The 13,984-nt window shown below is 47.6% G+C and carries 13 protein-coding genes and 1 pseudogene; 11 read left to right on the top strand and 3 right to left on the bottom strand.

The features are described 5' to 3' along the window. The first annotated feature begins 33 nt into the window (after window positions 1-33). The 3 genes from K2184_RS02665 to K2184_RS02655 all read left to right on the top strand — a co-directional run bounded on the left by K2184_RS02665 (window position 34) and on the right by K2184_RS02655 (window position 4,131). Entirely contained in the window at window positions 34-1,803 is a 1,770-nt protein-coding gene (locus K2184_RS02665) for a recombinase family protein (protein ID WP_032442195.1), read from the top strand. A gap of 514 nt (window positions 1,804-2,317) precedes the next feature. Next, window positions 2,318-3,181, top strand: coding sequence for a lysozyme inhibitor LprI family protein (locus K2184_RS02660; protein WP_050597781.1), 864 nt, complete (start codon window positions 2,318-2,320; stop codon window positions 3,179-3,181). 341 nt (window positions 3,182-3,522) lie between these two features. Beyond that, window positions 3,523-4,131: a hypothetical protein gene (locus tag K2184_RS02655; protein ID WP_032442197.1), complete on the top strand. Its 609-nt coding sequence runs from the start codon at window positions 3,523-3,525 to the stop codon at window positions 4,129-4,131. A 305-nt stretch (window positions 4,132-4,436) separates the two neighbouring features. Here the strand turns inward: K2184_RS02655 and K2184_RS02650 are convergent, their stop codons facing one another. Then, window positions 4,437-4,790: a hypothetical protein gene (locus tag K2184_RS02650; protein ID WP_032442198.1), complete on the bottom strand. Its 354-nt coding sequence runs from the start codon at window positions 4,788-4,790 to the stop codon at window positions 4,437-4,439. Between the two features lie 449 nt (window positions 4,791-5,239). Here K2184_RS02650 and K2184_RS02645 point away from each other — a divergent pair, with 449 nt between their 5' ends. Next, window positions 5,240-5,854: a recombinase family protein gene (locus tag K2184_RS02645; RefSeq protein WP_032442199.1), complete on the top strand. Its 615-nt coding sequence runs from the start codon at window positions 5,240-5,242 to the stop codon at window positions 5,852-5,854. Between the two features lie 61 nt (window positions 5,855-5,915). Then, window positions 5,916-6,509: a DUF1643 domain-containing protein gene (locus tag K2184_RS02640; protein ID WP_032442200.1), complete on the top strand. Its 594-nt coding sequence runs from the start codon at window positions 5,916-5,918 to the stop codon at window positions 6,507-6,509. A gap of 333 nt (window positions 6,510-6,842) precedes the next feature. Here the strand turns inward: K2184_RS02640 and K2184_RS02635 are convergent, their stop codons facing one another. Next, window positions 6,843-7,559 carry a YagK/YfjJ domain-containing protein gene (locus K2184_RS02635; protein ID WP_032442202.1) on the bottom strand — a complete coding sequence of 239 codons (717 nt, stop codon included), beginning with the start codon at window positions 7,557-7,559 and terminating at the stop codon, window positions 6,843-6,845. Window positions 7,560-7,902: 343 nt separating this feature from the next. On the opposite strand from K2184_RS02635, the pseudogene K2184_RS02630 reads away from it, so the two are divergent. The 5 genes and pseudogenes from K2184_RS02630 to yedF form a co-directional block, all read left to right on the top strand. Continuing rightward, window positions 7,903-8,379: pseudogene (locus K2184_RS02630) on the top strand (glucose PTS transporter subunit EIIB); the annotation flags it as partial. Window positions 8,380-8,426: 47 nt separating this feature from the next. Continuing rightward, entirely contained in the window at window positions 8,427-9,599 is a 1,173-nt protein-coding gene (locus K2184_RS02625; protein ID WP_163525505.1) for a MalY/PatB family protein, read from the top strand. Between the two features lie 324 nt (window positions 9,600-9,923). Further along, window positions 9,924-10,127, top strand: coding sequence for a putative selenium delivery protein YdfZ (ydfZ, locus tag K2184_RS02620; protein ID WP_004102617.1), 204 nt, complete (start codon window positions 9,924-9,926; stop codon window positions 10,125-10,127). 188 nt (window positions 10,128-10,315) lie between these two features. Continuing rightward, the gene (gene yedE, locus K2184_RS02615) at window positions 10,316-11,527 is read left to right on the top strand and encodes a selenium metabolism membrane protein YedE/FdhT (RefSeq protein WP_064344436.1); all 1,212 of its coding nucleotides are present in this window, start codon (window positions 10,316-10,318) and stop codon (window positions 11,525-11,527) included. Continuing rightward, window positions 11,524-11,757 carry a sulfurtransferase-like selenium metabolism protein YedF gene (gene yedF / locus K2184_RS02610; protein WP_004102619.1) on the top strand — a complete coding sequence of 78 codons (234 nt, stop codon included), beginning with the start codon at window positions 11,524-11,526 and terminating at the stop codon, window positions 11,755-11,757. The genes yedE and yedF overlap by 4 nt, the downstream gene beginning before the upstream one ends. A gap of 82 nt (window positions 11,758-11,839) precedes the next feature. On the opposite strand, the gene metQ is transcribed toward yedF, so the two are convergent. Continuing rightward, window positions 11,840-12,655, bottom strand: coding sequence for a methionine ABC transporter substrate-binding lipoprotein MetQ (metQ, locus tag K2184_RS02605; protein ID WP_004102620.1), 816 nt, complete (start codon window positions 12,653-12,655; stop codon window positions 11,840-11,842). A 272-nt stretch (window positions 12,656-12,927) separates the two neighbouring features. On the opposite strand from metQ, the gene add reads away from it, so the two are divergent. After that, window positions 12,928-13,929 carry an adenosine deaminase gene (gene add / locus K2184_RS02600; protein ID WP_017145754.1) on the top strand — a complete coding sequence of 334 codons (1,002 nt, stop codon included), beginning with the start codon at window positions 12,928-12,930 and terminating at the stop codon, window positions 13,927-13,929. The last annotated feature ends 55 nt before the right edge of the window (window positions 13,930-13,984 follow it).

The following is a 13,984-nucleotide window of genomic DNA, read 5'->3' as shown; positions in this document are numbered from 1 at the left end:
CTCTTCGATGGGGTATCCGTGAGGTGATGGCTTATGTCTGCATATGTTACAATCCCAAGAAATACACTTCTTCCCGCGAAACACAATGTCATGAATCGTCCACGCTTATATTCGTATATCCGTTACTCCAGCGAACGGCAAGGCAAAGGTAACTCGCTTGAACGTCAAAAAAGCTACATTGCTAAGATGGCGAAACAGATCGCCGAAGAATACAAGTTGGAGGTTTTCGAGGAGTATCAGGATTTAGGCGTATCCGCGTACAAGGGTAAAAACCTTCAAGAAGGCGCGTTATCCGATTTCATAGCCCAAGTGAAATCCGGTGTGATACCAAAGGGGTCTTTCCTTTTGATTGAATCTCTTGACCGCTTCTCGCGTCAGAACGCAATGCAAGCGGTTAATTTGTTCACCGGTTTACTGCTTAATGGCATCACGGTTATCACCGGGATTGACAGACAGGTTTACAAGCATACTGATGCAAATAACGATACATTTCAGCAACTGATGTTTAGTGTGATGTTGTTCAGTCGTGCAAATGAAGAGAGTTCAACCAAATCGCAACGAACCATTGCTAGTGCGCTATCCAAGATAGAACGTCACCAGCAACGGAAACCGGGTGATCCTGTAATCGCAATAAAAGAGTTAGGATCGGATAAATGGTGGACAGATTCGAGTAGTGGCTATGTTAACCCGCATCCGGTACTGTTCCCCATAGCAAAAGAAATTATCCAGTTGAAACAAGATGGTTGGTCTAACCGGATGATCCTTCAGCACCTAAAAAACAGCTACGATGGGCCGATTATTGGCAACAAAAAATCAAAAGGTATATGGAATATGCAGCATTGCTCCAGAATCCTTGAACCGGCTATTTATGGGCGAAAAGTGATTACGATAAACAATGCAGAATACATTCTGGACGATTATTACCCTGCGATTATCAGCAAAGATGAATACGAAGCATTAAAACTTCAAGTAGGAAACAAAGGGTTTGCCCCTAATCGTGAGAGTAACCCAGAAATACCGTTACTTTCCGGTATTGGTATTCTGTACTGCGCACACTGCTCATGCTATATGGTTAAAGCCAAATCAACCCTTAAAAACCATCCACATGCTTACCGTTACCAGTGTGCATCCAGGGATTTACATCAAGATTGTAATAAGTGGGGATTCAGAGCAAGCACCCTTGAACGGACAATTTTACAACTGATAGCTGACCGAGTTTTCTTGCCGACAAAATCTCAACCATCTGGTTTAGAAGGTAAAATAGCAGATATACAATCACAAATTGAGAACTATGTATTAGCTATAGGTTCAGCTAAAAGTCCAGAAATCATTAACAACATCACTTCGAAAATTGATCAACTGGAACAAGAAAAACAAAGACTGGTAGTGGCAAAAAGATTATACGATGAATCAATCGTGCAAATGAACACTGAAGGGTGGGACAAGTTCAGGGAGTTTGACATTAATGACGCCCTAGCCCCTTTACGAGCAAAAATAAGGGCAAGCATTAAGACCGTTGTTATGCGCGTTGATTGCTTCAGAATAGATAAGAAACACAATTTGTTTACCATCACATACCGCGATCAGCAGAAACAACGCGTTGTTATCGAAAACAACTCAGGCTGGAGGAAGGGTAAGGTTTATGTTGAGGTGCAGACTATCAACAACACTCAACTTATTGAATCTGAAGGTTTCATACTGCACGACCATATTGACATATTAATCAACCGAGATAAGTTCATGATGGAAGTGAAAAAACGACTCGAGAATCCTAGAACCCTGATCGATGAACTGACAGAATAAAGACAAATGTTAACGCCGATACAAAATTACCTCACATGCCAACATTAGCAGTAGATATTCTCACCATCCATCTCTGTATCGCCATGAATCGCTCTGTATCTTGTCAGAGCATTCAAGGCTTCTCTTGTATCATTTGATACCAAAACCCCGTGAAACTCGATACAGGGCGTTTTAGCACAATGACTATTAATCACATCATATTCACTACATCTACAAGCTGAACCCATTGATCCACTTCTTATAGGATCAGTGATCTGCTCCCTGTGTAAGACCCCCAGAATATTCCCTTTGCCCTTCACTAGCAGATAAAAGCGTTTAAATCAATATGTTGATGATATCCACAATCATCGTTTGATGTTTTTTACACCACGATATCGATCGGTTAAAACGATCGATTTTCAATTCTTGATAGGATCAGAAGATCAATTTAACATATAAGCCGCATAGACAAAGAACCTATGTACCCTTTACTCAGGGTTTGTTAATAACAACTAAAACAAGGATGCTCTAAAAAATGAAACCGTTAAAATCTTTTAAAATCATTATGTTGCTATCAATTACTCTCCCAGCAGCAGCACTAGCAACTCCAAGTAGCTTCAATGGTTTCCATGATATTGGTTCTATAGATGAATTAATGGCCCTTCCACGAGAGGAGCTTTGTTCGAACGGCGGGCCGTCGCGAAGTGAAATCGATCTAATACTCCTTGATGGGCCACTAGCCCTGCCTATGTATCAAAATGATCCAAATGCAGCTCGCTTGCTTCTCAAAGAACAATCCCAAAATATCAGAGCCAAGATTAAGCAAAAATGTTCAGCCAAAGATAGTGTCCCCCTACGAAAACTGACGAAGGCAATGCTTAGTAATGAGGAAGAAATGTGCAAAGCCGGTGCGCCAACTAAAGACGAACTCAAGGTTTTTATAAAGGAATCGAACGAAATTGATATTGATGAGCAACTAAGAAAAATGCCTTATGAGGGACGCCTTCTTATGGAGGAGGCCGCAAAATTGAACGGAACTACATTCCGTGAAATGTTCATAGACGATGTGACTAACGCTGCGGCAAAAAATTGGGAAAAAGCCTGTTCAGAAAAATCATATCTTAAAAAGAGTAAAAAGAAAGGCAGTGATAGTAAAAATGATGACACAGAACCAAATTTCGAAAGCGAAGACAAGGCTGATTTCAGCAAAGAATATAATGTTAGTGATCAAAAATTAAACGACGCATGGCAAAATTTAAATAAAGAAACCCGTAAGAGTTTGTTACCAGCACAAAGACAATGGATAAAATCAAAGTCTGCCTGCAATGGCAACTGGGAATGTCTCACTAATATGACGAACGAGCGTATTCTTGAACTGGAAGCTGAAAATGGAAAATAATGGACTAGTTAGAGTATTGAAAAACGAATGGTTGCAGTCATCTCCTGATAGTTCCTACTCCGGGAAACATATAGTTGGACGATTTCATCTAACAGATACGTTCATCGTAAAATATATGATGCTGGTACATGAAGTCGATATACCGGATTCGTGGGTTAGTAATAGCTTCACTAACATACCAGATATCGACACCCGCAAGGTTATGTATATGGAATGCAGTGATATGTTATCGAATGACACAATGAACGAGATCCGTAACGCGATTAAATCCCCACCAGAAAACATGAGATTATATCGAAATAGCGATCAAGTAATTAGTATAGAAATCATGGAAGAATGAAATGAATTCATCATACGTACACTATATTAAAAAATCCTTTATAGCTGTTGCTATAATTTATGGCATCGGTAACATCTTGTACGGACTATCAACCACTCCAGACCAACCTAACACACCGGAAACAAAGGTCGTAGAAAATACGAATACAGCCCCGTCACACCAACCAACGGAACCACCAAAGCCACTGACAGTCGATATATTTCCGAGAATGTACACAACCGGGGAAGTGTATGCACGATTTCAAGAGCATGAATTCCGTGCAAAAAATGACTTCAAAAATTGCCGATTGATGGTTACAGGGAAAATAACAGATATTGGTACTGTTACTTTCAGCAAAAAACCTCTGGTAACCTTGAGTATTCCCGGTTCAGATGAGGGATTGAAATTCATATTCGAAAATACAGACTCCAATAACGACGAATTGGCTGCGTTGAATATTGGAAAATCGATAGTAATCGCCGGGAGAAATGCGCGACCAGGATCCTTTGGTGGCGTATTTCTCGATGACTCTATACTAATGTCAGACATGATCTCCAAGGAACCACATAAACAGCGAAAAATTCTTGTTGCCAGTGACGGAATTTTTGACAGAGTAATTTGTCGTAGGTAACTTTTCATGTCCTTAATATGCAGGGGAAAATCCCCTGTATCACTCACCAACAGATTAATTCTATCATTCAATAAATCATAGGTTGTGGTTCACACTTTGATAAAAAATACCTGGCCGATAAGTCAGCTTTGTATCCCATTTCATCAGACACCAGAAGCGGTGGAGTGCGGGTTGTAGCCCACAATGTATCCCATTCTGTATCTCATTTAAAACACTTTAAAGTGTACCCAATGTATGTGAATTCCGGCTGAGAAATTTTACATAGCCATTTCGTTAGAACCCTGCAAACATTGCAGAACCAGCAACTACTTTTCCTTTTTCTGTACTTCACCAGTAAGCGCATTAATTGAACAATCATAAGTAACCTCAAACTCACCTGGAGCCGAGAGTTCACTTTTGATACTTTCCATCACTGATTTAACTGCTTCTACATCAAAATGATGAAGCACTGTAAAACTGCATTTTTTTAAGCCTAACTTCTCTTCAGCAATAAGGTTTTCTTTTTTTCCTTCAATAACAGGCCGTATAAGGTCTGCGGCAAGCGTGGTTTCGTACTGAAGAACGATTTTTCTTATAGTTTCACTCGGTGAGTCAAAATCCGTACTTAGCGCACCTAACCGAGCATAAACTTCATCATCAATTCTAATTGTCTTACTCATTTTACTTTCCTCTGATTGAATCTTGTGAAGCACAATACCCCAAAAACAAACAAAGTAAAACAAAGTTTACAATGTTTACAAAGCTTACACAGTTCACACAGTTCACACGGCTTGTAAGGTTCACTTGTCGCACCGAGACAACTTAGCTTGCTTTGCTAACTGAGTTAACAGAAGAAAAGATTGAAAAAAGTTGTGTTGTCTTGATTAATCGATAAAGTCTGAGGTCTCCACTCCGCCATAATGCATCAAGTGCTTAGTGCAAAAAAAAAGCCCCCCTACTCTGAGATTGAGGCTATATCAAATATCTTGGGGTTTTGTGCGTCTCATAAGGGTATACCCGATATAGACCATGAAACATTGTCTCAATAGGGTTTCAATGAACTCTATTGACTACAAATACAGGTTATGTATCATATGGGTATTAATTAAAAACTCTAATGAGAAAACCCATGAATGTCCGTATCTATTGCCGCGCATCTACAGAAGGCCAACATGCCGATCGTGCACTGATTAGCCTGCGCGAATTTGCGCAAAGCAAGAACTGGCAGATTGCCGAAGAGTACATTGAGAATGCCAGCGGTGCGAAGCTGGATCGCGTAGAGCTAATGCGCCTACTTGCGGAAGCTCAACCGGGTGATCTGCTTCTTATTGAAGCGATTGACCGTCTCAGCCGTCTTAAACATGAAGAATGGGCTGAACTTAAAGCTACGCTGAATAGTAAAGGGCTGGTTATTGTATCAATAGATTTGCCAACCAGTTGGCAGATGGTTGAAATGTCCGGGAATGACCTTACCAGTGGCATTCTGCGTGCAGTGAATGCAATGCTGATCGATATCCTAGCGACAATGGCACGACAAGATTATGAGACCCGGCGTAAACGCCAGGCGCAGGGGATCGCGAAAGCAAAACAGGCAGGTTTGTACACGGGGAAAGAAAAAGATCTGGAAGCCCGTGAGACAGTTCGCGAAATGCTAGCGCAGAACGTTAAACCAGCTCACATCATGAAAGCGGCGGGTATCAGTCGCGCCACGTTTTACCGAATCAAGAAGGAGTTAGTGAGCTAATCATATTACCTCAAACCAACAGTTTCAGCAGTCAAACTGCACATGACATCAAGGAGTCAAGTTGAGCGCTAAATTCGAAGTTACAGGTCTCTTTTACGAGTCGAATGGTTTCAAATTACGAAGGTATCTCGATATAAAGCGAGCCAACATTACTCTCGATGAGCCTGATCTCATGGTTGTAATGATGAACCCTGGTTCATCTTACCCTTTGAATGGTATTGATAATAGCTCCTTACCATCAGAGGCACATCCAGATACTACACAAAAACAGATTATGAGAGTTATGGATGCGGTGGGGTTTGATTATGCAAGAATTCTGAATTTGTCAGATCTTCGCACGTCCGATTCAAGCGAGCTGTATCGTTTCTTGAAATCCGATGAATGTAGTTTAGTAGAGCACTCCATTTTTTCGCCCAATCGTCAGTCTGAGCTAGAGCAGCTTTTTGTCGAAGGTATACCGGTTATTTTTGGCTGGGGTGTAAACCAAGCTTTAGTTCCTCTAGCCAAGCTGGCAATAGAAGCTTTGCGTATTAGTAACCCTCTCGGAATTTTAAAGCCAAACACTAGATACTCGTACTTTCACCCCCTGCCAAAAATCTACGCAAAGCAACTTGAGTGGGTTCAGCATGTAATAAGCCAAAGCACTCGGACATAGCAAAGATGCGCAGCTTTTTGGTTTTGGGATGTTCTGCTAACACCTAACAGTAGACTTTAATACCTGTACAGTTAAATGTCTGCAATTGGCACGGAGCAGAACAACTATCTAGTCATGGACTTGACGATCCATGCCCATGCATTGCATCTATCAGTATAATCTTTTGGGTTTTAAAACCCGGCAAAGTGAGCTAAAATCATAAGCTAACCAATAACCATATCTGAAAAACATCGCCAGAGGCCCTGAGAGCGATTCTCAGCAACTTTTACCACAAAAACAACCAAACCCACGACCGTTCAAATGAAATCGCTCTACGTGCTTCCTACGCAACATTTACGAATTCTGCGTTTTGCAACTCAGCTTCGATGTTGAATAGTTTCGTGTTCCCTTCCCCGTCTGCAACTTACTTCTCTCTTTTGCCAGATAGGATAACCAGAATACCGGGCCTTCAAGTGACTCAGCATTATCACGGTGAACAACGTAGTGATCAGGATAGTCTTTAGTAGCCCTAGACAAGTTTACCAGTGTCGCTTTACCACCCGTCAGTTTCATCCAGACTTCAGTAATAATACCAGCTATCCCTCTGTCCGGAGTACCAAACCAGTTGACCAATCGATGTGGAAGCGCAATCCAGCAATGGTAATGAGGTTGTGATGCTTTTTCCTGTTCACACACCCAGCCATAAGCAAAGTTGATTATTTTTTCCGAAAAGCCGTTGTTCCTAGACTCCAGACGTGCACGTAATCGCTTGAACAGTTGACGTATGTATTTGTTACCAGCGTCTGCAGAAGTGAATTCAGGGAGATGAAGATCAAAACGGGTAAGGAACACTCGGCTATAAAGCCCCAGCACTGCTTTTAGCTCGTTGACCATCGCCACAAGGATATCATGCCGAACACCAGATCCTTTGGAGTTAATAGGGTATTCATGACCATCATGGACAAAAGAGCCGCCATTGATGATTTTGTAACGACCGTGCTCATGGTAGACGGTATGGAAGCAAGGGGCTGATAGAATCGATGGCTGGGAATGAATTTGAGGTTGTTGCATTTTTGTTAAATCTCATTTTTTTTATTTTTCTGATAAAGATCACACCACACTATTAAATAGTTACTACCTAATAACCACGGCAAAATGCGGGCATTTGCTACATAGCAAAACCGCTTTGTATCTGACATAGAGGATGTTTCCCAGGGGAGAAATACTACGGAACAAAGTTTACGAAAGTATTTATTCAACTTTAAAATATACCATCATCCAATTAGATTTGCAATGTTTTTTTCATTGCATCCCGAAATACACCGTTGAAGGTATGGAGGCCGCTATAGTTTTCGGCGTTAACGCAACTTGGTTGTTCAATAGCGTATATAGAAAACTCGATTATACCTATTACACTTCAGTGAACACCGACGGCAACGTTATCGACTTTGTGGTATTCGGCATTCTGCACGGTCTGTCCACCAAGTGGTACATGGTACCGGTGGTTGCGGCCATCTGGTTTGCGGTTTACTACGGTATCTTCCGTTTCGCGATCTCCCGCTTTAACCTGAAAACGCCGGGACGCGATATTGAAACAACGAGCGCATTTGAGAAGGCTGTCACCGGCGTGACCGGCAAATCAGGGTATAACGTTCCGGCGATTCTGGCCGCGCTCGGCGGCGCGGAAAATATCGTTTCGCTCGATAACTGCATTACCCGCCTGCGTCTGTCGGTTAACGATATGAGCAAAGTCGACAGCGCCGCGCTGAAAGCGAATCGCGCCATCGGCGTGGTTCAGCTCAACCAGCATAACCTGCAGGTAGTGATTGGCCCGCAGGTGCAGTCGGTAAAAGATGAAATGGCTGTCCTGATGAATACCGTCGAGGCATAAGCTCCGCCCCCGCCTTGCGGCAGGGGGCCAGGATGAAGGAAGTTGCGATGTTTGATTTTTCAAAGCAGATCGACCGTCACGGTACCTGGTGCACGCAGTGGGATTACGTCGCCGACCGTTTTGGCGTAACCGACCTGCTGCCCTTTACGATCTCCGACATGGATTTCGCCACCGCCCCCTGTATTCTTGATGCCGTCAGCAAACGTCTGGGGCACGGTGTTTTTGGCTACAGTCGGTGGAAAAATGATGAATTCCTCGGCGCGGTGAGCCACTGGTTCGCCAGCCGTTTTCATAGCCCAATCAACCGCGAAGCGATTGTTTACGGGCCATCGGTGATCTATATGGTCGCGGAGATGATTCGTCAGTGGTCGGCAGTGGGCGACGGCATCGTGGTACACACTCCGGCCTACGATGCCTTTTATAAAACCATTGAAGGCAACCAGCGGCGCGTCGCGGCCGTGCCGCTCTCTCTCGACAACCATCACTGGCGCTGCGATATGGCGGCCCTGGAGCGGGTACTGGCTCAGCCGCGTAATACCGTTCTGCTGCTGTGCAGCCCGCACAACCCCACCGGCAAGGTCTGGACCCGTGAAGAGCTGGAAACCATGGCGCAGCTGTGTGAGAAACATGGGGTAAAAGTGATTAGCGACGAGATCCATATGGACATGGTCTGGGACGGGCAGCAGCACATCCCGTGGTGCGACGTGGCCCGCAGCCCCTGGGCGCTCTTCACCTCCGGCTCGAAAAGCTTTAACATTCCGGCATTCACCGGCGCATACGGGTTGATTGACGATCCCGCCGTGCGCGAAAGCTATCTGCACGCGCTGAAGAGCCGCGATGGCCTCTCATCACCTTCCGTGCCGGCGCTGGTCGCCCATATTGCCGCCTATCGCGAGGGGGCGCCCTGGCTGGATGCCCTGCGCGGTTATTTGCAGGAAAATATGCGCTTCATCGCTGGCGAACTGAATCAGGCGTTTCCGGAGCTAGGCTGGCAGCCACCGCAGGCGACTTACCTGGCGTGGATTGACCTGCGCCCGCTGGCCGTTGACGATCGCGCCCTGCAAAAAGCACTTATCGAGGAGCAGAAGGTCGCCATTATGCCCGGCTACACTTACGGCGAAGAGGGTAAGGGCTTTGTCCGTCTCAACGCCGGTTGCCCACGCGAGAAGCTGGAAAAAGGCGTGCAGGGATTAATCGCCGCCCTGCGTTCGCTGCGCTAATTATTTTCCCTTCAATAATCAGGTAGCGGGCTCCCCGCTACCGCTGGCGTTTATTTCACCGGCGCTTTGCGCGGTACAAACATTAAGCGCGAATAAAATCATAGTTCTCTCTGTGCCACGCCGATGAGATTCACCTGACCGTGGAAAAAATAACCTCTGGCTTATTAACCGTCTCAATCCCGCTCCCCTGCCTGCCCCCGACCTAAGAGTCTCCGGGCATAATGAGACCAAATTTTGACGAGACGCAAAAAAATTCGCGCCGCAAAGGTGTATTTAATTGCCGCTTTTCATTCCCGTCAAAGTATTAATCAGGAGGACGAAATTATGAAAACTTACGATCGTAACCGTAATGCTATCTCTACCGGCAGCATGGTTATGGTAGCCGATAGCGGCGCGACGGGCGTCATTAAGGCCATCCACGCTGAAGGTAAAACGGCGGAGCAGATCCGTCGTGCTGATTGCGTGGAAATAGACGGACACGAAGGGTTATTTAGCCCGCTGAACCTGATTCGTCTGGGCTTTAACTGAATTCGCGTACCGTCATTAACAGCAGGCCGCGAATAAGCGGTCGTGAAAGGCCACCAGCGCGTGGCCTTTTATATTCTCTTTATCGGTCAATTTGATCCTGTCGAGCGTTTTCAGGAACTAAACAGCGTAGTATCGCCCCTCTTCAACCCGCTACGGGTAATATACCTTCTGAGTTCAGAGGCATCTTCATGACATGGCAACAATTCAAACAGACGTGGCTGATTAAATTCTGGTCACCCGTTCCCGCCGTTATCGCCGCGGGGATTCTCTCAACCTACTACTTCGGCATTACCGGCACTTTTTGGGCCGTCACCGGCGAATTTACCCGCTGGGGCGGACAATTGCTGCAACTTATCGGCGTGCACAGCGAAGAGTGGGGGTACTACAAACTCATTCATCTTGAGGGCACCCCGCTCACTCGCATCGACGGCATGATGATCATCGGCATGTTCGGCGGCTGTTTCGCCGCTGCGCTGTGGGCGAATAACGTGAAGCTGCGTTTTCCTCGCAGCCGGGTGCGTATTCTGCAGGCCGTCGCCGGAGGCATCATTGCCGGCTTCGGCGCCCGTCTGGCGATGGGCTGTAACCTGGCCGCCTTCTTCACCGGTATCCCGCAGTTTTCTCTGCACGCCTGGTTCTTTGCCATCGCGACGGCTATCGGCACCTGGTTCGGCGCGCGTTTTACCTTGCTGCCCATCTTCCGTATTCCGGTTACGATGCAAAAAGTGTCGCAGGCGTCGCCGCTGACGCAAAAACCTGACCAGGCGCGACGCCGGTTCCGTCTCGGGATGGTGGTCTTTTTTGCCATGATCGCCTGGGGTCTGCTCACCGCGGCTAACCAGCCGAAGCTCGGCCTGGCGCTGCTGTTTGGCGTCGGGTTTGGCCTGCTTATCGAACGCGCGCAGATCTGCTTTACCTCTGCCTTTCGCGATATGTGGATCACCGGACGCACCAATATGGCGAAGGCAATCATTTTCGGTATGGCGGCCAGCGCCATCGGGATCTTCAGCTACGTGCAGCTTGGCATGGAACCAAAAATTATGTGGGCCGGCCCCAACGCGGTCATCGGCGGTCTGCTGTTTGGCTTTGGAATCGTCCTGGCGGGCGGCTGCGAAACCGGCTGGATGTACCGCGCGGTGGAAGGCCAGGTGCACTTCTGGTGGGTTGGGCTGGGCAACGTGATAGGTTCAACGATCCTGGCATACTACTGGGACGGACTCTCCCCGGCGCTGGCTACAAGCTGGGATAAAATCAACCTGCTGGCGACATTCGGGCCTTTCGGCGGCCTGCTGGTGACCTATCTCCTGCTGCTGATCGCGCTGGGTTTGGTTATTGGCTGGGAAAAACGCTTTTTCCGCCGCAAATCTCTCGCCACCTCAACGGTTAAGGAAAGCGCATGAAAACTCTGGTCCCGGACTATCGCCTGGATATGGTTGGCGAACCCTGCCCCTATCCTGCCATCGCCACGCTTGAAGCGATGCCCTCGCTGAAGAAAGGCGAAATTCTTGAAGTGGTCAGCGACTGCCCGCAGTCGATTAACAATATCCCGCTGGATGCCAAAAATCACGGCTATACCGTGCTCGATATTCAGCAAGATGGGCCAACCATCCGCTATTTGATTCAAAAATAGCCATCAAAAAGCCGGTAGCACGCTACCGGCCGTTATATGCGCTTGCCCGTCGGCGGCTGACGCCATACCGGGTATGAAACGATTACCAGCCCTTAACCGCATCGCCTTTATAAAGCTGTTCTGCCGCCGCGGCCACCTCATCGCTCTGGTAGGCCTTCACCAGATTTTTTACCTTTTCGCTATCTTTGTTTTCGATGCGGCTCGCAAAGATATTGACGTAGGGCGAATCTTTGCTTTCCACAAACAGGCCGTTGCGCGACGGTGACAGGCCCACCTGGCTTGAGAAAGTGGTATTAATTATCGCCATGGTTATCTGCTGGTCGTCCAGCGCGCGGGTAAGCTGCGGCGCCTCAATCTCGACGATTTTTAAGTTTTTCGGGTTATTAATGATATCAAGCGAAGTGGGCAGCAGACCGGTGCCCTCCTTCAATGTAATCAGCCCCTGCTTTTGCAGTAGCAGCAGCGAGCGTCCGAGGTTAGTTGGGTCATTGGGAACGGCCACCTGAGCGCCATCGGGCAGCTGGTCGACCGAACTGATTTTCTTCGAATAGGCGGCAATCGGATAAACGAACGTCGTGCCAACCTGAACCAGCTTATAGCCGCGCTCCTGAATTTGTTTATCCAGATAAGGCTTATGCTGGAAAGCATTAGCATCAAGATCGCCGTTGTTCAGCGCTTCGTTGGGCAGGACGAAATCATTAAACGTCACCACTTCGACGTCGAGATTGTACTTCTCTTTTGCCACTTTTTGCGCCACCGCCCAGACCTCCTGGTCAACGCCTGCGCTAATGCCCACTTTGATGTGGTTAGGGTCCTGCTCGCCAGGTTTGCAGGCTGCCAGCAACAGCGAGCTTGCGACAACCAGCGGTACTGCAATTTTTTTTAACGTAAAGATCATATTCCCAGGGTCCTTTTTAAAATAGCCTGCCATTCATTGCAGGAAAACCAGCGCCAGAGACTATAGAAAATCACACGGGCGAAATTAAATACTGATTCACTATGATTAATAGCGTTTTGCTATGAGCGAATGCGACATGCGGCTCAGAGAGAGGGGAATCTTTCCTCACCACTCCCTTTTTCATTGATTTATTCGGTATTTTTCTCCTCTTTTAACCATTTATCGTTCTGATGTACAATGACGCGCACTTTAACTAAAAAAAGAGTGCGACCATGATTGATTTAACTTTGCCATTAACCGACATCCATCGCCATCTTGACGGTAATATCCGGGCCCAAACTATTCTCGATCTTGGCCGCCAGTATAACCTCGCACTTCCGGCAAATACGCTCGAAACATTACGTCCTCATGTACAGGTCACCAGCAATGAGCCCGACCTGGTCAGCTTCCTCTCTAAGCTGGATTGGGGTGTAAAAATGCTCGCTTCTCTGGATGCCTGCCGCCGCGTTGCCTATGAAAACCTTGAAGATGCCGCGCGCAACGGACTGCATTACGTCGAACTGCGTTTCTCTCCGCGCTATATGGCGATGACCCACCAGCTGCCGGTAGCGGGCGTCGTCGAAGCGGTGATCGCTGGGGTAAAAGAAGGCAGCCGCGACTTTAACGTTGAAGCCCGTCTGATCGGTATTCTGAGCCGCACCTTCGGCGAAGCGGCGTGCGAGGAAGAGCTCGAAGCCCTGCTCGCCCACCGCGACGGCATTACCGCCCTCGACCTCGCCGGCGATGAACTTGGCTTCCCGGGGAATCTGTTTATGGAGCACTTCCGCCGCGCGCGCGATGCGGGCTGGCGGATCACGGTCCATGCAGGCGAAGCCGCCGGTCCGGAAAGCATCTGGCAGGCCATTCGCGAGCTGGGAGCCGAACGCATCGGCCACGGCGTGAAGGCGGTGCAGGACCCGGCGCTGATGGACTATCTCGCCGCGCAGCGCATCGGCATTGAGTCCTGTCTGACCTCCAATATCCAGACCAGCACCGTGCCGTCGCTGGCCCGGCATCCGCTGAAAACTTTCCTCGAGCACGGCGTGTTGGCCTGCATTAATACCGACGACCCCGCCGTCCAGGGCGTCGATATTATCCACGAATATACGGTTGCCGCCCCGGCTGCCGGCCTGAGCCGCGAGCAGATTCGCCAGGCGCAGATCAACGGCCTGGAACTCGCCTTTTTAAGCGCCGGGGAAAAAGCAGCGCTGATGCAGCGCGTTCAGCAGGCTTGATCGACTCCCCCGTGATAAACGGGGGTCATTCAACGCCGGGCGGTTGTTGTCGCCG

It is taken from the genome of Klebsiella sp. K5-306, assembly GCF_051835185.1.
Lineage (GTDB): Bacteria > Pseudomonadota > Gammaproteobacteria > Enterobacterales > Enterobacteriaceae > Klebsiella > Klebsiella oxytoca.
The sequence above is the reverse complement of the archived record's forward strand: the minus strand, read 5'-3'. Positions and strand labels throughout refer to the sequence as shown.